This is a genomic window from Bacillus sp. TE9106W, from assembly GCF_054062215.1.
Genome location: NZ_JBSSFA010000001.1, coordinates 466,677 through 487,580, shown reverse-complemented (window position 1 = coordinate 487,580; position 20,904 = coordinate 466,677). Strand labels below are relative to the sequence as shown.

Below are 20,904 nucleotides of genomic sequence, written 5' to 3'. Positions count from 1 at the left end.
TATAGTAGTAGTGTTCGTGGTCAGACCACTTGGAGAAATTGATATCAGCAAGAATAATTTGAGGAGAGTGGATAGTTTGTCAACACTTCGTGAAGAAGCACTTCACATGCATAAAGTGCATCAAGGAAAATTAGAAACTGTATCAAAAGTAAAAGTAGAAAATGCAAAAGATTTAAGTCTTGCATATTCTCCAGGGGTTGCAGAACCTTGTAAGGAAATTTATGACGATAAAAGTAAGGTATATGAATATACGATGAAGGGAAATATGGTAGCAGTTGTGACAGATGGAACGGCTGTACTTGGTCTTGGTAACATTGGACCTGAAGCATCTCTTCCAGTAATGGAAGGTAAAGCTGTATTATTCAAGAGCTTTGCTGGTGTAGATGCATTCCCAATTGCCTTAAATACAAACGATGTAGATAAAATTGTTGAAACTGTAAAATTAATGGAGCCAACTTTTGGCGGCGTTAACTTAGAAGATATCGCAGCACCAAACTGCTTCATTATTGAAGAACGTTTGAAAAAAGAAACAAATATTCCTATCTTCCATGATGATCAACACGGAACAGCTATCGTAACAGTAGCAGGTCTTGTGAACGCGCTAAAACTAGTTGGAAAGAAAATGTCTGACATTAAAGTTGTCGCAAATGGCGCAGGTGCAGCAGGTATTGCAATTATTAAACTTTTATATCGCTATGGCGTACGCGACATTATTATGTGTGACCGTAAAGGCGCGATCTATGAAGGTCGTCCTACAGGTATGAATCCGGTGAAGGATGAAGTTGCAAAATATACAAATAAGAATCGTATCGAAGGTTCTTTAGCTGATGTTGTACAAGGTGCGGACGTATTCATTGGTGTATCTGCAGAAGGTGCATTAACAGAAGAGATGGTTCGTACAATGAATGACGATGCAATTATTTTTGCAATGGCGAATCCAGTTCCAGAAATTATGCCAGAATTGGCAAAAGCAGCGGGCGCAGCTGTTGTTGGAACAGGTCGTTCTGACTTTGCAAACCAAGTAAATAATGTACTAGCGTTCCCTGGTATTTTCCGCGGTGCACTTGACGTACATGCGACACAAATTAACGAAGAAATGAAGATGGCAGCTGTACAAGCCATTGCTGAGCTTGTAGCAGAAGATGAGTTGAATGCAGACTATATCATTCCAGCACCGTTTGATGCGCGTGTAGCGCCTCAAGTAGCAGCTTACGTTGCGAAAGCTGCAATGGAGACAGGAGTAGCTCGCCGTCAAGTGGATCCAAATGAAGTTGCTGAGAAAACAAAACAATTAGCGCTGATTGGTAAAGAATAAGCGAGGAATTTCCATTGACATCATCAAATACAAAAGTATATCTCGAAATTGTAAAAAAAATCCGTTCCATTATGGAAGAGGATGGATTGGTAGCAGGGGATCGTTTACCGTCTGAGCGTGAGTTAAGTTCACGTTTAAACGTAGGACGCTCCTCTGTAAGAGAAGCGTTGCGTGCTTTAGAACTTGTAGGGTTAATTGAAACGAGACGTGGTGAAGGGACGTTTATTCGAAACTTTTACGATAACGGTCTTGTACAATTGATTGCTCCGTTCTTGCTGCAAGATGAGAAAACAATTCGTGATTTATTACAAACAAAACGATTGCTTGAGAAAGATATGATTCGAATTGTATGTAATTTACCGAAAGAAACGTTTTCTAAAGTGCTAAGTAAATTACATCAAGTGCTTGAAGGAAATGAAAACTCAATTCCAATGCTTCACCAAACGTTCTTTAAAACACTTATTGAACAAGTCGATAATTATTTACTATATCGCATTTGGATGATCGTAAATGATTATGTATCAACTCTTTCTTGTAAAGTTTCAGGAGATTCTATCGATATGTATAGAAAGCTTTATGCTACTTTGGAAGAAAAACAAGAAAATGATGCACTAAAAATTTACGATGAATTAGTAGAGAATATACAGTTTCACTCGTAATGTATAAAATTTGTCGAAATGACCATGACACGTTATGACAAACATTCTATCGCGTAGCGGTTAAAGTTAAACGTAAAGAGTGAGGTTATTAGACAGATTGAGAAGATAAGGCTAACATCAAACTTTGGTGTTAGCCCAATTTTCTTCTTACGCTAACCTTAGCTCTCAACGAAGGGGGTCAAATTGTGCTAAGAGATTTATTCGTGAAAAAGAAAAAGTACGCTGCAATACCTTCAGAACAAGTACGAAAAGATGTACCAGATGGCGTTATGACAAAATGTCCGAAATGTAAAAAAATCATGTATACGAAAGAAGTTCTAAAAAATTTAAAAGTATGTGTGAATTGTGGATATCATCATCCTATGAATGCGTGGGAACGTCTTGATAGTATATTGGACGAAGGGTCATTCCGTGAGTATGACAAAGAAATGGTTTCATTAAATCCACTCGAGTTTCCAGATTATGAAGAGAAACTAGAGAGCGATCGTAAGAAGACTGACTTGAACGAAGCGGTTGTAACTGGTGAAGGAACAATTGATGACATGCTTGTTGTTGTTGCAGTAATGGATTCTCGTTTTCGAATGGGGAGCATGGGCTCTGTTGTAGGAGAAAAAATTGCCCGTGCGGTTGAAAAGGCATACGACTTACAAGTTCCATTTATTATCTTTACTGCTTCGGGTGGTGCCCGTATGCAAGAAGGGATATTAAGTTTAATGCAAATGGCAAAAACAAGCGTAGCTTTGAAAAAGCATAGTAATGCAGGAGGATTATTTATTTCTGTTATGACTCACCCAACGACGGGCGGGGTGTCAGCAAGTTTCGCTTCACTTGGTGATTATAATCTTGCAGAGCCAGGGGCACTGATCGGATTTGCTGGTAGACGTGTAATTGAACAAACCGTGCGTGAGAAACTACCGGAAGATTTTCAAACGGCAGAATTCTTACTAGAACATGGTCAATTAGATGCGGTAGTACATCGTGATGATATGAGAGAATCGCTTCGCAAGATTTTAGAAGTTCATCAAGGAGGGGAAATGGCTGTATGGCAGAGCTAGAATTTGAGAAACCAGTTGTTGAGCTAAGAAATAAGATTCGTGAACTGAAAGACTATACGAAAAACAGCCAGATGGACTTCAGTGAGGAGATTCGTATTTTGGAAGACAAGCTAGAAAATTTAGAGGAAGATATATACGGCAATATGAAAGTATGGGACCGTGTTCAAATTGCTCGTCATGCAGAACGACCGACAACGCTCGATTATATTGAGCACTTATTTACTGATTTTTTTGAATGTCATGGAGATCGTCTATTTGGCGATGATGCAGCGATTGTCGGCGGCATTGCGAAATATAAAGGGATGCCTGTAACTGTAATTGGGCACCAACGCGGAAAAGATACGAAAGAAAATATTCGCCGTAATTTTGGGATGCCTCATCCAGAAGGATATCGAAAAGCATTACGTTTAATGAAGCAGGCGGAAAAGTTCAATCGTCCAATTATTTGTTTTATTGATACGAAAGGAGCTTATCCTGGTAAAGCTGCTGAAGAACGTGGTCAAAGTGAAGCGATCGCCCGCAATTTATTTGAAATGGCAGGCTTAACGGTACCTGTTATTTGTATCGTTATCGGCGAAGGTGGTAGCGGTGGTGCGTTAGGTCTTGGAGTAGGAGATTACATTCATATGCTAGAAAATTCCACTTATTCTGTTATTACGCCAGAGGGTGCAGCGGCAATTCTTTGGAAAGATGCAGGAAAAGCAAAGGAAGCTGCAGAGGCGATGCGAATTACAGCGGCAGATTTGAAAGAATTAGGTGTAATTGACGAAATTATTCCAGAGACAAAAGGTGGAGCACACCGTAACATTTTGAAACAGTCAGAAAATATAGACTTAATGCTTAGAAAAACTTTTGAACAATTAAACGGAATTTCGAAAGATGAATTAATCGAAAAACGTTATGAAAAATATATGAAAATTGGGCAAGTTTCGTTTTCAAACGCTTCCATTTGGATAAAATAAGAAAAGCGTGCGTTCCACTTCGCGAATGCACGTTTTTATTATGAAAAGACACATCTTCTCCATTGTATTTTTATATTTTTTCGTGTTATTTTATTATAAGGCAAATAATCTTTATGAGGTGAGTACAAATGAAACGTATTGGTGTATTAACAAGTGGTGGAGATTCACCTGGTATGAATGCTGCCATTCGTGCAGTTGTTCGTAAAGCGATTTTCCATGATATTGAAGTATATGGTATTTACCATGGATACGCTGGATTAATTTCTGGTCACATTGAAAAATTAGAACTAGGTTCTGTTGGCGATATTATCCACCGCGGTGGTACGAAATTATATACAGCAAGATGTCCTGAGTTTAAAGACCCAGAAGTACGACTAAAAGGTATCGAGCAATTAAAGAAACACGGTATCGAAGGACTTGTTGTTATTGGTGGAGATGGTTCTTACCAAGGTGCTAAAAAATTAACTGAACAAGGATTCCCTTGTGTTGGTGTACCAGGTACAATTGACAATGATATCCCTGGAACAGACTTCACAATTGGTTTTGATACAGCTTTAAACACTGTTATTGATGCAATTGATAAAATTCGTGACACAGCTACATCTCATGAACGTACATATGTTATCGAAGTAATGGGACGTCACGCTGGTGATATCGCATTATGGGCTGGTTTAGCTGATGGTGCAGAAACAATCTTAATTCCAGAAGAAGAGTATGACATGGAAGATGTTATCGCTCGTCTGAAGCGCGGTAGTGAACGTGGTAAAAAACACAGTATTATCGTTGTAGCTGAAGGTGTTGGAAGTGCAATTGACATCGGTAAGCACATTGAAGAAGCAACAAACTTTGATACTCGCGTAACTGTATTAGGTCACGTACAACGTGGTGGATCACCAAGTGCACAAGACCGTGTATTAGCAAGCCGTCTTGGCGCAAGAGCAGTTGAACTATTAATTGCTGGTAAAGGTGGACGTTGTGTAGGTATTCAAGATAACAAACTTGTTGATCATGACATTATCGAAGCGTTAGCTCAAAAGCATACAATCGATAAAGATATGTATCAATTATCTAAAGAATTATCCATCTAATCGGCGTAATGTCGGATATTTGGGAACGGTTTCATAATTTTCGGAGGTGCAATATGCGTAAAACTAAAATTGTATGTACTATAGGTCCTGCTAGTGAAAGTATTGAAAAATTAGAGCAATTAATCGAAGCAGGTATGAACGTTGCTCGTTTAAACTTCTCTCATGGTAGCCATGAAGAGCACGGCGCTCGTATTAAAAACATTCGTGAAGCTTCAAAGAAAACTGGTAAAACAGTTGGTATCTTACTTGATACAAAAGGTCCAGAAATCCGTACTCATGACTTCGTAGACGGACAAGCTGAGCTTGTAACAGGTGCAGAAGTAGTTCTTTCTACTGAGCAAGTATTAGGTACTGCAGAGAAGTTCTCTGTATCTTATGCTGGTCTTTATGACGATGTAGATCCAGGTTCTCGCATTCTAATCGATGACGGTCTTATCGAGCTAGAAGTAATCGAAAAAGCTGACGGAAACATCCGTACAAAAGTTCTTAACAGCGGAACTGTAAAAAATAAAAAAGGTGTTAACGTACCAAACGTAAGCATTAAGCTTCCTGGTATCACTGAAAAAGACGTAAAAGATATCATCTTCGGTATCGAGCAAAAAGTTGATTTCATCGCAGCTTCATTCGTACGTAAAGCAGCTGACGTATTAGAAATCCGTGAATTATTAGAAGAGCATAATGCTCAGTACATCCAAATCGTACCAAAAATTGAAAACCAAGAGGGTATCGACAACATCGATTCAATCTTAGAAGTTTCTGACGGTTTAATGGTAGCTCGTGGTGACATGGGTGTAGAAATTCCGCCAGAAGAAGTACCATTAGTACAAAAGCGTCTAATCAAAAAATGTAACGTGTTAGGTAAACCAGTTATTACTGCAACACAAATGTTAGATTCTATGCAACGTAACCCACGTCCAACTCGTGCGGAAGCAAGTGACGTAGCTAACGCAATCTTCGATGGAACAGATGCAATCATGCTTTCAGGTGAAACGGCTGCTGGACAATACCCAGTAGAAGCAGTAACAATGATGGCTAACATTGCAGTACGTGTTGAAAAATCATTACAATATGAAGATATGTTCAAAAAACGTATTAAAGAGTTCACTCCAACAATTACAGATGCAATTAGCCAATCTGTTGCGCATACAGCACTTGCTCTTGATGTAGCTGCAATCGTAGCTCCAACAGAAAGTGGATATACTGCGAAAATGATCTCTAAATACCGTCCAAAATCTCCAATCGTAGCTGTAACATCTGACGAGCAAGTAGGACGTCGTCTTGCACTTGTTTGGGGTGTACAAGCATTTATGGCTGAGAAGCGTGCAGCTTCTACTGACGAAATGTTAGATACAGCGATTCAAACAGGTATGGATGCAGGTCTAATCGGACTTGGAGACACTGTAGTAATCACTGCTGGTGTTCCAGTTGCTGAAACTGGTACAACAAACTTAATGAAAATCCACGTTGTTGGTGAAGAAGTTGCTAAAGGACAAGGAATCGGTCGTAAAGCTGCAAAAGGTAAAGTAGTTGTAGCGAAAACAGCTGCTGAAGCTGTAGCGAACGTAAACGAAGGTGATATCCTTGTTACAACAAGCACTGATAAAGATATGATTCCTGCAATCGAAAAAGCTGCTGCTCTAGTTGTAGAAGAAGGCGGCCTAACAAGCCATGCGGCTGTTGTAGGTGTATCAATCGGCATTCCTGTTATCGTTGGTGTAAACGGCGTAACAGCAACTTTAAAAAATGGCCAAGAAGTAACAGTTGATGCAGCACGCGGAATTGTTTATAATGGACATGCGGAAGTGCTATAAGTAATACGGAGAGAAGGATCGGAGTCCTTCTCTTTTTTTTACACAAAAAAAGAGATAGAACTAGCTTGAGGTTCCTGAAATTGCTTCTAAAAGCTGTCTAGTATGAATTTTGATGGGAAATATGCATTTGGATTTCATAGGGTGTATATGAGCGTTTTGAGGGCGTTAAAAGCGATGGTATATGAGAGAGGTGTAGAATTGTGAAATGGTTACTATTCTTGTTAATATTAATACCGGCGATTGAGATTACAGTCTTAATTGGATCGAGTCATGTAATAGGTTTATGGTCTACGTTCGCTATGATCGTATTTACAGGCGTTGTAGGTGTATATTTGGCGAAAAGACAAGGGTTTAAAGTGCTTGGAGAGATTCAATCTAAGTTGAATAGAGGAGAAATGCCGGGATCGGCAGTACTGGATGGTATTTTTATCTTTGTAGGAGGTATTCTTTTAGTACTTCCTGGATATGTAACGGATATAATAGGTTTTATCTTTGTTATCCCGATGACGAGGGCTTTATTAAAGCCGTTTATTATGAAGTGGATGGAATGGAAGTTTAGAAAGAACTCAACTATTATTGTGCAGAAATAGTGCTTAGATTATAGCGATCTAAGCACTATTTTTTTTGCCTGTAATAGGATGAGAGGATGGTTAAAGCTTAGTTAATTCAAGATGTGCTTTATGCTGCCTTAACATGTGGTGAATGTAAAGGTTAATAATCAATAGGGGGCAAAATCTATACGGGTTAAAGTTTTGCTTTGTTATATTTGCTGTGTATTTTTCAATTGGATATGTAGTTTGAGGAGTTAGTAGTTCTGAATAAGTGTGTTTTAGGGGGGACTTGTTTTTGTGTATAAAAGAATGAATTGGCACAAAAAAATGAAATGAAAGCAGTAAAAAGCTTAATTTAAGTCTAATTTTATACCATTTTGTATATTTATTCATTTACATAAAAAGTAATAAATGTAAGTAATAAAAATAAAATAAATAGAATAAATATGTATAATCACCAAGAAATATGCGTTTTTTATGCAAAAAAACAAGAGAATTATCTTTTTGGAGTGCAATTCTCTTGTGTTATGTAATGAGTATGAAAAATAAGTACAAGGAATAATCAGTGGGAAATTCCCACTGATTACATGTAAGTTTTTCGTTGTGCATGAATTAGAAACTATTATTTTGAAGGTGAGCCTTTAATATATTTCCACAAATCATGGAATACACGAGCTTTGTGCAATGTATTAAGTAGTACTAAGGTGACTGGACCGATGATTAATCCTAAGAAGCCAAAGAGCTTAAAGCCGACAAATAGAGCAATAAGTGTTGCTAATGGATCAAGGCCGATATTAGATGAAAGTACCTTTGGCTCCATAATTTGTCTTTGGACAATCACGACGATGTATAAAATGAGAAGACCGATGGCGAAAGCAGTGTCGCCAGTGAAAAATACGTATATAACCCAAGGGACGAAGACAGCTCCTGTTCCTAAATATGGGAGTAAATCTACAACCCCTGTAATAATCGCGATAGTAATGGCGTATGGTACGCGTAATATTAAAAGTCCGATTAGTACAATAACAGTTGTCATAGATACGAGTGTAAGTTGCGCTTTAACAAAACCGAATAAAGCTTTTCTTAAATCCACAAAAATAGTTTTTCCATAGCCATGAACACGGTTAGGCAAAAACTTTCTTACTTTCTGAGCAAGACGATGCCAATCGTAACTAATGAAGAAAGTGGCTAATAAAACGAAAACAAGTACAGTTAAAGTAGTTGGTAGTGCACTAATGAAATTTGTTAACCCGCTTATAATAGCGGTTAAAAGTTCTTTCATTTGCGTCGTTGCTTCGGTTCCTAAGTTTTGAATGTTTTGTGTAATCGTATAGCGCTGTGGTTCCCCAAGATGATTAAATTTAGAAATTAAATCATCATAGAGAGGCATAATATGATTAAGTGCAAACTGCTGAGCGAATGTAACGATATCCGGAAATTTTACTGTAACAAGTTGTAGTAAGTATGTTGTGGCAGATATTGCTTCTGTTACAAGATATGTAACGAGTCCAACGATAGCTCCAAATACGAGAATTAAGCTAACGAGTACTGCGAGTGCGCGAGGAAATTGTAGTTTTTGATTCAGGAAATTGACGACAGGATTAATCAAATAAGCAAATGCGAAAGCGATAATAAAAGGATAGATAAGCCCTGACATATATAGTAATGCATAGAACCCGGCTACCGTCGCTACAATGACAAATACGAGTCGCAATATCATATATAGTAAGTTTCGATTCAAAGATGTATACCTCCCATTCCAATTTGGATTATCCTAATTCGTTCAACTTATAACGAGTGTGCCCCACTGATTAAAGTTTCACTTTACCCCGCTATTTGCGGGCAAGTAAATCTCCTACCCGAAGTGCAGCTGTATCAAAGGAGTTACATGGAGATAAACTGCCCGTAAATGCCCGATTGGTGAAGGCTAATAATCAGTGGAAAATGCCCCACTGATTAAAGTTTCACTTTATGTTATAGTGGAATGATGGAATTTTCCTGCTTTTTCAGTACGTGAGTGACTGTGAAAGCTTGGTGTTGATGCTTCTACTATATGGTAAAAACTTCATTTTCTCTTCTTTTTATTTTACCTGTTTCTAATTAGAAAAGAAAGGAGAGACGCCCGTTTTTTAAAATGTATACATGCTTACATTTGGATGGTGAAAGTCTCAGTTTGTCATTTTAAAATAAGTAAAAAAATGAAGTGATTCATGTTGAATAGGCATCGATATAGCATGTATAACGATAGGTTTAAAGGTATTTTTGTTTGGAAATGAGTTCATTATTTTCAGAAAGGAAGTGCAAACATGATTAGTCAGTCAACGTTATTTTTATTCATACTACTTATTATAGGACTTATTGCGAAAAACCAATCGCTTACTGTAGCTATTGGTGTGTTATTTCTATTGAAATTTACGTTTCTAGGAGACAAAGTCTTTCCTTATCTACAAACGAAAGGGATTAACCTCGGTGTTACGGTTATTACAATAGCAGTACTCGTACCGATTGCGACGGGGGAAATAGGGTTTAAGCAACTTGGAGAAGCAGCGAAATCGTATTATGCATGGATTGCTTTAGCTTCAGGGGTAGCAGTTGCTTTGTTAGCAAAAGGCGGCGTGCAATTATTAACGACAGATCCTCATATTACAACTGCGCTCGTTTTCGGGACAATTATAGCAGTTGCTTTATTTAATGGGGTCGCTGTAGGTCCATTAATTGGGGCTGGAATTGCCTATGCAGTAATGAGTATTATACAGATGTTTAAATAAGGAATTTTATAGTAATATAAAATTTTTGAATTCTTTCTGTTCACAAAAGTCAGATAATTGTTTATAATAGGATTAGAAACTTTGAAAAGTTACATAACAGCAGAGACTTTACACCAGATAAAATAAAAACAACATAAAACAATTTTATAATGATATTGTTTTATGTTGTTTTTATCATAAAACTCTTCGGAATTAATTTTCCTCACTAACTTGTTGTTTTGAGCGTGAGGATTCGGGGAGACATTCACGCTCATGCTTTCCATGTAGACAATGGACAATAAGAGGGGAACATCGCAACAAATTTGCATGATCGTGCATTTTGCTTGCCTAAAGAGTGAACGGGCGTTCATAATTCAAAAGGGGAGCAAATAGATATAAGGAGCAAGGTTGGGAGAATTTTCAGGAAAAGGAGAGAATGTCATGACTGTTATTCGAGGTTTAGAAGGGGTAGTAGCAACAACATCATCTGTGAGCTCTATTATTGATGATACATTAACTTATGTTGGGTATAATATTGATGATTTAGCTGAGAATGCTACATTTGAAGAAGTAGTGTACTTATTATGGCATCGCAAGCTTCCTAACGAGCAAGAACTAGCGGAATTTAATGAGATTGTATCGGAATACTATAAAGTTCCAGGTGAGATTTTAGCATATTTGAAACAAGTAGATTTAAAAATCGCACATCCGATGTCTGTTTTACGAACTGCAATTTCCATGCTATCATTATACGATGAGAGCGCTGAAATTATGGATGAAAAGTCCAATTATTTGAAAGCGGTTAAATTACAGGCTCAAGTGGGTACTTTAGTTGCTGCTTATGCAAGAATCCGTAAAGGTTTAGATGTTGTTGAGCCTAGAAATGATTTATCATTAGCTGCAAACTTCTTGTACATGTTAAATGATCGCGAGCCAAATGAAGTTGAAATTGAAGCTTTTGATAAGGCGCTTGTACTTCACGCAGATCATGAGTTAAACGCTTCTACATTTACTGCACGCGTTTGTGTAGCTACACTTTCAGATGTATATTCTGGTATTACAGCAGCAATCGGTGCGTTAAAAGGTCCTCTTCACGGCGGGGCAAATGAAAATGTAATGAAGATGTTAACTGAAATTGGCGAAGAAGAAAATGTAGAATCATATATTCATAATGCTCTTCAAAATAAAGTGAAAATCATGGGCTTTGGCCACCGTGTATATGAGCAGGGTGATCCGCGTGCAAAACATTTACGCGAAATGTCTAAGAGATTATGCGTGCTTTTAGGAGAAGAGAAATGGTATAATATGTCTATCAAAATTGAAGACATTGTAACAAAAGAAAAAGGTCTTCCACCAAATGTTGATTTCTATTCAGCTTCTGTATACCATTGTTTAGGAATTGACCATGACTTATTTACACCTATTTTTGCAATTAGCCGTATGTCAGGCTGGTTAGCTCATATTCTAGAACAATATGAAAATAACCGTTTAATCCGTCCGCGTGCTGATTATAATGGACCAACACATCAAGTGTATGTTCCAATTGCACAACGATAAGCGAATAACACTATTTTGATAGTGAAAATACGCTTTCAAAAGTCTGATTTTTTCGGAAAGATGTAATGATTAGAATATTTTAATTTGACTAACGGTTTGAACTGAGGGGTTATTCCCTCAGTTTCATACATATGAAATTTCAAACATGGGGGTTATCACATTGACGACAGGTGAAAAAATTACTGTAACTAATGGTGTTATGAATGTACCAAACAATCCGATTATTCCATTTATCGAAGGAGATGGAATTGGTCCTGATATTTGGGCAGCTGCATCTCGCGTACTAGAAGCAGCAGTTGAAAAAGCTTATGATGGTGAGAAGAAAATCGTTTGGAAAGAAGTGCTTGCAGGGGAAAAAGCATTCAACCAAACAGGCGAGTGGTTACCAGAAGAAACTTTAAATTTAATTCGTGAATATTTAATCGCGATTAAAGGTCCACTTACAACTCCAGTTGGCGGTGGTATCCGTTCTCTAAACGTAGCACTTCGTCAAGAATTAGATTTATATGTATGTCTACGTCCAGTTCGTTATTTTGAAGGTGTTCCTTCACCTGTAAAACGTCCGGAAGATACTGATATGGTTATTTTCCGTGAAAATACAGAAGACATTTATGCTGGAATTGAATATGCACAAGGATCTCCAGAAGCAGAAAAAGTTCTTGCTTTCTTAAAAGAAGCAATGGGTGTTAATAAAATCCGCTTCCCAGAAACATCTGGTATTGGTATTAAACCAATCTCAGAAGAAGGGACAAAGCGTCTTGTTCGTGCTGCAATTCAATATGCAATTAACGAAAAACGCTCTTCTGTTACATTAGTTCATAAAGGAAACATTATGAAATTTACAGAAGGTGCTTTCAAAAACTGGGGTTACGAAGTAGCGGAACAAGAATTCGGCGACAAAGTATTTACTTGGGCTGAATATGATCGTATCGTTGAGAAAGATGGTAAAGATGCAGCGAATAAAGCGATGGCAGACGCTGAAGTGGCTGGAAAAATCATCGTAAAAGATTCTATTGCAGACATCTTCTTACAACAAATTTTAACTCGTCCACGTGAGTTCGATGTTGTTGCAACAATGAACTTAAACGGAGACTACATCTCTGATGCACTTGCTGCACAAGTAGGTGGAATTGGTATTGCACCTGGTGCAAACATTAACTATGTAACTGGACATGCTATCTTTGAAGCTACGCACGGTACAGCTCCAAAATATGCAGGTTTAGATAAAGTAAACCCATCTTCAGTTCTTCTTTCTGGTGTATTATTATTAGAGCACTTAGGATGGAACGAAGCTGCGAAATTAGTAACTGCTTCAGTTGAGAAAACAATTGCTTCAAAAGTAGTAACTTATGATTTCGCACGCTTAATGGAAGGTGCAACAGAAGTGAAATGTTCTGAGTTCGCTAATGAACTTATTAAAAACATGGATGTAGCGATAATCAAAAACGCATAATTAAAGCGGGGGGTAAATTATGACAATCAAACGCAAGAAAGTTTCAGTCATCGGTGCAGGATTTACAGGAGCAACAACAGCATTCTTATTAGCACAAAAAGAACTTGCAGATGTTGTATTAGTGGACATTCCACAGCTGGAAAATCCAACAAAAGGGAAAGCGTTAGATATGTTAGAAGCGAGCCCAGTACAAGGTTTTGATGCTAACATTATTGGAACATCTGATTACGCAGATACTGCTGATTCTGACGTTGTTGTGATTACAGCAGGCATTGCGCGTAAGCCTGGTATGAGCCGTGATGATTTAGTAGCAACAAACTCCAAAATTATGAAAAGTATTACGCGCGACATTGCAAAACATTCACCAAATGCGATTGTTGTTGTATTAACAAATCCAGTTGATGCAATGACATATTCTGTATTTAAAGAAGCAGGATTCCCGAAAGAGCGTGTTATCGGTCAATCGGGCGTATTAGATACAGCTCGTTTCCGTACATTCATCGCACAAGAATTAAATCTTTCTGTGAAAGACATTACAGGATTTGTTCTTGGTGGACACGGTGACGATATGGTACCTCTTGTACGTTATTCATATGCAGGTGGCATTCCGTTAGAAACGTTAATTCCGAAAGAGCGTTTAGAAGCAATTGTAGAACGTACCCGTAAAGGTGGCGGCGAGATTGTAGGCTTGTTAGGAAACGGTAGTGCATATTACGCACCAGCTGCTTCTTTAGTTGAAATGACAGAAGCAATCTTAAAAGATCAACGCCGTGTATTACCGGCTATTGCGTACCTTGAAGGTGAATACGGTTATAGTGACCTTTACTTAGGGGTACCAGTAATTCTAGGTGGTAACGGAATTGAAAAAATTATTGAATTAGAACTTCTTGCAGATGAAAAAGAAGCGTTAGATCGCTCTGTAGAATCTGTACGTAATGTTATGAAGGTTCTTGTTTAATCATTAAATATAAGTAGAAAAAGATTCGGGGCCCCGAATCTTTTTCTACTATTTATACAAATGTTTTTTTGAAATAACATGAAAACGCTATCATTTGTAATATCCTATAATGAAACTGTAGATTTATACTATACATTGCCCTCATCATAGTAAATATCGGATCAAGTATCGCTTTTAGTAGGATAATAAGGTGAAAAAATCGGAGGGGGTTGTAACATGTTAAAGAAAAAAGTTCAAATTGGTCGTAAAATGGATGAAATTACAGTAGGAGAGAAATTATCTATCACTGAAAAAATTGAGGATAAAGATTTGTTATTGTACTTAGGGTTAACGAATGATGCCAATCCATTATATATTCAGCATGATTACGCATCCCAAACTCCGTATGAAAAGCCGATTGTACCAAGCATTATGCTAACTGGAATGATTACAACGGCAGTTACGAAATATTTACCAGGTCCAGGTAGTCATATTACTAGGAAGGACCTTACGTTCGTGAAGCATGTTCACCATTATGAAACGTTACAAATCCACTTTGAAGTTGTGGCTGTTTCTGAGGAGGAACATACAATTGATATGCTTGTATCTGCTCATGATGAAAAAGGAGATACTGTTGTGAAAGGCTCATTAACAGTAACGCCACCTTATAAATCAGTCTCTATTATGGAAAAAGCATTAGATAATTTTTAAAACATGAAAATGTGAATAGCGCTAGCATACCTTTCATAAGGGGGCTAGCGCTATTTTTAGTTGAAGAATCCCTCTTTGAACCCTTCGGCGAAATCTGAACAACCCGTTTTAATTGTATCCCAGCTCGGAGCGTTGAAAGTAAGAATACATGTTACTACTAAAGTTAGAATAGGTAGTAATAGTCGCATAATAGAACCTCCATATTATTTATATCTATATATTTAAAATTAGAATATATAAATTATTAATGTAAGTCAATGAAAGGAGTGATTTTTAAAGTGAGATGGAAAAGAGAAGACGTTATTTTTGAAACGATAAGAGAAGCTGAAGTATGGGCGGACGGGGTTGCGAATGAAATGTATGGAAGAGTGTTTGATGGATATGAAACGCTGGATTATAAAATAGCGTATGCTCTTTCGTTTTTTCTAGCGCAAAATCAAGAATTCAATATTCATACAGAAGTACAATTTAATGAAAATATAGATGTATATAAAGTATGGATAACAACATGTTAATTGGAGTGAATGAGTAATAACAATAGAACAATCCGAATCCGTGAATAGACAATTATATTGAGAGGGACCTTGTTTTCTAGTATGATGAGAATAACGGGGAAAATACTAGGATGAAGAAGGTTTCAAGTCTATAACTTGGAGGAAAAGAATGAACAATCGTATTTTAGTAGTTGATGATGAGGAGTTTATCTTAACTTTAATCGAATTTAATTTACAACAAGCTGGTTTTGAAGTGATAACAGCGATGGATGGTGAGATGGCGCTGCAAAAAGCGACAACAGAACGTCCAGATTTAATTATATTAGATTTAATGCTTCCAAAAATGGATGGTATGGAAGTATGTAAAGAATTACGATTGCAGCGCGTTATGACGCCAATTTTAATGTTAACAGCAAAAGATGATGAGTTTGATAAGGTGTTAGGTCTTGAACTTGGGGCGGATGATTATATGACGAAGCCATTTAGCCCAAGGGAAGTTGTTGCACGTGTGAAGGCAATTTTACGCCGTACGAAATTACAACAAGAAGAGCAAGTTACAGAAACGTCAGATGAAGAGAGCATCACAATTGCTGAACTCAAAATTTTACCAGAGTTTTATGAGGCTTATTTCCAAGGAAGAAAGCTTGAATTAACACCAAAAGAATTTGAATTACTTGTTTATCTTGCGAAAAATAAGAGCCGTGTGTTGACGCGTGATCAATTATTAAGTGCTGTATGGAATTATGATTTTGCTGGTGATACACGAATTGTTGACGTTCATATTAGCCATTTGCGCGATAAAATTGAACAAAATACGAAAAAACCGACGTACATTAAAACGATACGTGGTTTAGGATATAAATTAGAGGAGCCAAAAGGGGATGAATAAATTTCGTTCCAGGCTTCTTTTTACATTTGTTTCTCTTATTGTGTTTATTTTAGTGGGACTCGGTTTATTGCTAGAAACCGTGTTTGAAAACTACTATATAGATCATGCAAAAGAGAGAATGGTAAAAGAGACAGAGTATGTTGCGGTATTAGCAGAAGAACAAGGTTTTGATGATGTTTTAAAAAATCCATATATATTTAAAAAGTTAGAAGAAAAAATACAGGCTTCTATTGCCTTTGTAGATGAGAAAAAGAAAGTTCAATATAGCGGGGGAGAACAGTCTGCGTTTAGCCAAGGGATAATGAAAGAACTTTCCTCTGAAACAAAGAAACAAAGAAATAAAGTCATTACGAAAGAAGCAGATCAAAATAACGAATTTTACCATGCGGTGTTCGTGCAAGATGTAACAGGGAAACAAGGGTACATTTTGGTGAAAAGCATAATTGAGCCTTTGAAAGACGTTCATCAAAAAACGTGGGGATTATTAATTATTGGATTCGTTATTGCATGTCTCGTCGTCGTATTTTTAGGTATGAAAATTACAGGGCAATATATTAGGCCAATTGAATCCGTTACGAAAGTTGCCATCGAATTAGCGAAAGGTAATTATAAAGCGCGCGCTTATGAAAGTCATTCGGATGAAACGGGAATGTTAAGTAAAGCGATTAATATTTTAGCTCGTAATTTACAAGAGATGACGCTTGAACAAGAAATGCAACAAGATCGTCTGCATACGTTAATTGAAAATATGGGAAGTGGAATGATTTTAATTGATAGCCGCGGTTATATCAACCTTGTAAACCGTTCGTATAAGGAAACTTTCCACGTCACAGATGAAGAATATTTAGATCGCTTATATTATGAATCGTTTCATCATACGGAAATTATAGAGCTTGTGGAAGAAATCTTTATGACAGAAGTGAAAGTGCGCAAACAAATGTTATTGCCACTTGGAATTGAGCGAAAGCATTTCGAAGTATATGGAGCACCGATTATCGGGACGAACCATGAATGGAAGGGGATTGTCCTTGTATTCCATGACATTACTGAGCTGAAAAAGTTAGAACAAATGAGAAAAGACTTTTTAGCGAATGTTTCTCATGAATTAAAAACGCCGATTACTTCTATTAAAGGTTTTTCAGAAACGCTCTTAGACGGTGCTATGGATAATAAAAAATTCTGCGAACATTTCTTACACATTATTTTAAAAGAAAGTGAACGTATGCAAGGGTTAATTGAAGATTTATTAGATTTATCAAAGATTGAGCAACAAGGGTTTAAATTGAGTATGGGAACCGTTGATATGAAGGGGCTTCTTGAAGATATTCATATGGTGCTTGATAATAAAGCGGGAGAAAAAGAAATCTCTTTACAAGTAAATACGCTAAAACGTGTCTCTGTCATTGGAGATCCAAGTCGCTTGCAGCAAATCTTTATTAATTTAATGAATAACGCAATTGTATATACGCCGGCTGGAGGCGTTGTTTCTGTAGAATTAGCGGAAGATAAATATAATGCTTATATAAAAGTATCGGATACTGGAATTGGTATTAGTAAAGATGAAATTCCGCGTATTTTTGAACGCTTTTACCGAGTGGATAAAGCGAGAAGTAGAAATACTGGTGGTACAGGCCTTGGGTTATCGATTGTAAAGCATTTAGTTGAGGCGCATCACGGTACGATTACAGTGGATAGTGAAGTTGGGGAAGGGACAACGTTTACAGTTGTTTTACCAAAATCAGCAACTGAAAAATAGGATGAAGGATGTTTACAATATATTAACAATGGCTTAATTAAATATTAATAAAGCTCTGTTAATATAATACATGAAAACCCCTTCATCCAAGGAGTAATTTTGGACGAGAATAGTTAAGCTGTTCTCGTCACTTCCCTTTATGCCAATATAAGTCTGTTTTATATATGAAAGAAAATAACCGTTATTTTTCTTCTCTCTATTAGTCATGTTAATATAGAGAGAGGAAAGAAACGGTTTTTTTCTGTGAAAAAAATCATTTCAAATTTGTATGGGGAGGTTTCTGATTTGGAAAAAAAGGTCGTATTAGTAGATGGTAATAATATCGCGTATCGTGCTTTCTTTGCACTACCGCTTTTAAATAACGACAAAGGTATACATACGAACGCAATTTACGGTTTTACAATGATGTTAATGAGAATATTAGAGGAAGAAAAACCGACGCATATGTTAGTAGCATTTGATGCGGGGAAAACGACATTCCGTCATAAAACATATAGTGAGTACAAAGGAGGACGTCAAAAGACTCCGCCTGAGTTATCAGAGCAATTCCCGTTTATTCGTGAGATGCTTGATGCATTCAATGTACCACGTTATGAATTAGAAAATTATGAAGCGGATGACATTATGGGAACGCTAGCGAAAGAAGCGAGTGAACAAGGCGCAAGTGTAAAAGTTATTTCAGGAGATAAAGACTTACTTCAACTTGTTTCTGATAACACGCTAGTATGTATTCCTCGAAAAGGGATTACGGAAGTAGACGAATATACGAAAGAAGCTTTATTTGAGAAATACAGCTTATCACCAAAGCAAATTATCGATATGAAAGGTTTAATGGGAGACCAATCAGATAATATTCCAGGTGTACCAGGAGTTGGTGAAAAAACTGCGATTAAATTGTTAACACAGTTTGGAACGGTTGAAGAAGTGTATGAAAATATAGATCAAGTAAGCGGGAAGAAATTAAAAGAAAAGCTGGAAGCAAATAAAGACCAAGCTCTTATGAGTAAAGATCTTGCAACCATTATTACAGACGCACCGATTACTGTGAATGTGGATGATATGGAGTATAAAGGATATGAAGCAAGTGATGTCATTCCAATGTTCGAGAATTTAGGATTTACATCTCTTTTAAACAAATTAGGTGTTACGCCAGAAGAAACGGCTCCAGCTGAATTAGATGATATTACATTTGATATTGTAGAAGAAGTTACAGAAGAAATGCTTCAGCAAGATAGTGCGCTTATCGTTGAAGTACAAGAAGATAACTATCATAAAGCAGACATTCAAGGTTTCGGTATTCAAAATGAAAATGGATGTTACTTTATTCAGACAGATATTGCACTTAAATCAGATGCTTTTAAAGAGTGGCTTGCAGATGGAGAAATGAGAAAGTATACATTTGATGCGAAGCGTGCGATCGTTGCGCTGAAATGGAACGGTATAGATATGCAAGGGATTGACTTTGATCTATTAATCGCTGCTTACTTACTTGACCCGGCTGATACAGATAAAGATTTCCGTACTGTAGCGAAAATGAAAGAAACGCATGCTGTGAAATCTGATGAAGAAGTTTATGGAAAAGGTGCGAAGCGTGCTGTTCCAGAGTTAGAGATAGTAGCGGAGCATGTAGCTCGTAAAGTGCATGTATTATATGATGTAAAGCAAACATTCGTTGAAGAGTTAGAAAAGAATGAGCAATATGAACTGTTTACAGAGTTAGAATTACCACTTGCACGTGTATTAGCTGATATGGAAGTAAAAGGTGTAAAAGTTGATACAGAACGTCTTCGTAATATGGGAGAAGAACTTGCAGGTAGATTAAAGGAAATGGAACAGGAAATTTATAAGCTGGCGGGAACAGAATTTAATATTAATTCACCGAAGCAGCTTGGTGTGATTCTGTTTGAGAATTTAAACTTACCGGTTATTAAGAAGACAAAAACAGGTTATTCTACGTCAGCAGATGTACTAGACAAGCTGATGGATCACCATGAAATTATTCCAAACATTTTACATTACCGTCAATTAGGGAAACTAAATTCAACTTATATTGAAGGTTTATTAAAGGTTGTACATGAAGATTCATCTAAAATTCATACTCGCTTCAATCAAGTATTAACGCAAACAGGTCGATTAAGTTCAACGGATCCAAACTTGCAAAATATCCCGATTCGATTAGAAGAAGGAAGAAAGATTCGTCAGGCATTCGTTCCATCAGAAGAAGGATGGATTATGTACGCGGCCGATTATTCACAAATTGAACTTCGTGTATTAGCTCATATTGCCAATGATAAAGGGCTAGTTGAAGCGTTCCAACATGACATGGATATTCATACAAAAACAGCTATGGATGTATTTGGCGTTGAAAAAGATGAAGTAACTTCAAATATGAGACGACAAGCGAAAGCTGTTAACTTCGGAATTGTGTATGGTATTAGTGATTATGGTCTTTCACAAAACTTAGGAATTACAAGAAAAGCAGCCGCGGAATTTATTGAAAAGTATTTAGAAAGTTTCCCTGGTGTACAAGAATATATGGATGACATCGTAAAAGATGCGAAGCAAAAAGGATATGTGGCTACATTATTAAATCGTCGCCGTTACATTCCGGAAATTACGAGTCGTAATTTCAACTTGCGTAGCTTTGCTGAGCGTACAGCTATGAATACACCAATTCAAGGTACTGCAGCAGATATTATTAAAAAAGCGATGATTATTATGGCAGATCGTTTAGAAGAAGAAGGATTACAAGCGCGTCTTCTTCTGCAAGTACACGATGAATTAATATTTGAGGCACCAAAAGAAGAAATTGAAAAATTAGAGAAGCTTGTACCAGAAGTAATGGAGCATGCAATTGAACTGGCAGTTCCACTGAAAGTTGATTATTCTTACGGTCCAACTTGGTACGACGCAAAATAA

The 20,904-nt window shown here is 37.1% G+C and carries 18 protein-coding genes; 16 read left to right on the top strand and 2 right to left on the bottom strand.

The window, feature by feature from the left end:
- Positions 1-106 precede the first annotated feature (106 nt).
- The 7 genes from ACVWY7_RS02625 (at position 107) to ACVWY7_RS02595 (ending at position 7,480) form a co-directional block, all read left to right on the top strand.
- Positions 107-1,315: an NAD(P)-dependent malic enzyme gene (locus ACVWY7_RS02625; protein WP_011199012.1), complete on the top strand. Its 1,209-nt coding sequence runs from the start codon at positions 107-109 to the stop codon at positions 1,313-1,315.
- Between the two features lie 14 nt (positions 1,316-1,329).
- On the top strand, positions 1,330-1,974 hold the full coding sequence (locus ACVWY7_RS02620) for a FadR/GntR family transcriptional regulator (protein WP_000204437.1): 645 nt from the start codon (positions 1,330-1,332) through the stop codon (positions 1,972-1,974).
- A gap of 185 nt (positions 1,975-2,159) precedes the next feature.
- The gene (gene accD / locus ACVWY7_RS02615; RefSeq protein WP_000942869.1) at positions 2,160-3,029 is read left to right on the top strand and encodes an acetyl-CoA carboxylase, carboxyltransferase subunit beta; all 870 of its coding nucleotides are present in this window, start codon (positions 2,160-2,162) and stop codon (positions 3,027-3,029) included.
- Positions 3,017-3,991, top strand: a complete 975-nt coding sequence (accA, locus tag ACVWY7_RS02610) for an acetyl-CoA carboxylase carboxyl transferase subunit alpha (RefSeq protein WP_000818798.1) — start codon at positions 3,017-3,019, stop codon at positions 3,989-3,991. The genes accD and accA overlap by 13 nt, the downstream gene beginning before the upstream one ends.
- Before the next feature lie 128 nt (positions 3,992-4,119).
- The gene (gene pfkA / locus ACVWY7_RS02605) at positions 4,120-5,079 is read left to right on the top strand and encodes a 6-phosphofructokinase (RefSeq protein WP_000821163.1); all 960 of its coding nucleotides are present in this window, start codon (positions 4,120-4,122) and stop codon (positions 5,077-5,079) included.
- Between the two features lie 53 nt (positions 5,080-5,132).
- Positions 5,133-6,890 carry a pyruvate kinase gene (gene pyk, locus ACVWY7_RS02600; protein WP_001232664.1) on the top strand — a complete coding sequence of 586 codons (1,758 nt, stop codon included), beginning with the start codon at positions 5,133-5,135 and terminating at the stop codon, positions 6,888-6,890.
- A gap of 200 nt (positions 6,891-7,090) precedes the next feature.
- Entirely contained in the window at positions 7,091-7,480 is a 390-nt protein-coding gene (locus ACVWY7_RS02595; protein ID WP_000871644.1) for an FxsA family protein, read from the top strand.
- 583 nt (positions 7,481-8,063) lie between these two features.
- On the opposite strand, the gene ytvI is transcribed toward ACVWY7_RS02595, so the two are convergent.
- The gene (gene ytvI / locus ACVWY7_RS02590; protein ID WP_001081398.1) at positions 8,064-9,182 is read right to left on the bottom strand and encodes a sporulation integral membrane protein YtvI; all 1,119 of its coding nucleotides are present in this window, start codon (positions 9,180-9,182) and stop codon (positions 8,064-8,066) included.
- Between the two features lie 565 nt (positions 9,183-9,747).
- Here ytvI and ACVWY7_RS02585 point away from each other — a divergent pair.
- From ACVWY7_RS02585 to ACVWY7_RS02565, 5 genes are all read left to right on the top strand, one after another.
- Entirely contained in the window at positions 9,748-10,209 is a 462-nt protein-coding gene (locus tag ACVWY7_RS02585) for a DUF441 domain-containing protein (protein WP_000625507.1), read from the top strand.
- A 387-nt stretch (positions 10,210-10,596) separates the two neighbouring features.
- Positions 10,597-11,745, top strand: a complete 1,149-nt coding sequence (citZ, locus tag ACVWY7_RS02580) for a citrate synthase (RefSeq protein WP_000503658.1) — start codon at positions 10,597-10,599, stop codon at positions 11,743-11,745.
- Positions 11,746-11,905: 160 nt separating this feature from the next.
- Positions 11,906-13,198: an NADP-dependent isocitrate dehydrogenase gene (gene icd / locus ACVWY7_RS02575; RefSeq protein ID WP_000206898.1), complete on the top strand. Its 1,293-nt coding sequence runs from the start codon at positions 11,906-11,908 to the stop codon at positions 13,196-13,198.
- 19 nt (positions 13,199-13,217) lie between these two features.
- A complete protein-coding gene (mdh, locus tag ACVWY7_RS02570) occupies positions 13,218-14,156 on the top strand; it encodes a malate dehydrogenase (RefSeq protein ID WP_000153240.1) in 939 nt (312 codons plus the stop codon).
- A gap of 216 nt (positions 14,157-14,372) precedes the next feature.
- Positions 14,373-14,846 (top strand): MaoC family dehydratase, encoded by a 474-nt coding sequence (locus ACVWY7_RS02565; protein ID WP_000914178.1) that lies wholly within the window; start codon positions 14,373-14,375, stop codon positions 14,844-14,846.
- A gap of 56 nt (positions 14,847-14,902) precedes the next feature.
- On the opposite strand, the gene ACVWY7_RS02560 is transcribed toward ACVWY7_RS02565, so the two are convergent.
- Positions 14,903-15,034: a hypothetical protein gene (locus ACVWY7_RS02560; RefSeq protein WP_001238015.1), complete on the bottom strand. Its 132-nt coding sequence runs from the start codon at positions 15,032-15,034 to the stop codon at positions 14,903-14,905.
- A gap of 90 nt (positions 15,035-15,124) precedes the next feature.
- Between ACVWY7_RS02560 and ACVWY7_RS02555 the strand changes: the two genes are divergently transcribed.
- From ACVWY7_RS02555 to polA, 4 genes are all read left to right on the top strand, one after another.
- Positions 15,125-15,361 carry a hypothetical protein gene (locus ACVWY7_RS02555; protein ID WP_001267379.1) on the top strand — a complete coding sequence of 79 codons (237 nt, stop codon included), beginning with the start codon at positions 15,125-15,127 and terminating at the stop codon, positions 15,359-15,361.
- Positions 15,362-15,509: 148 nt separating this feature from the next.
- Entirely contained in the window at positions 15,510-16,229 is a 720-nt protein-coding gene (phoP, locus tag ACVWY7_RS02550; protein ID WP_001065226.1) for a two-component system response regulator PhoP, read from the top strand.
- Entirely contained in the window at positions 16,222-17,985 is a 1,764-nt protein-coding gene (gene phoR, locus ACVWY7_RS02545) for a sensory box histidine kinase PhoR (RefSeq protein WP_001032117.1), read from the top strand. Before phoP ends, phoR begins: the two co-directional genes overlap by 8 nt.
- A 285-nt stretch (positions 17,986-18,270) precedes the next feature.
- On the top strand, positions 18,271-20,904 hold the full coding sequence (polA, locus tag ACVWY7_RS02540) for a DNA polymerase I (RefSeq protein ID WP_000412818.1): 2,634 nt from the start codon (positions 18,271-18,273) through the stop codon (positions 20,902-20,904).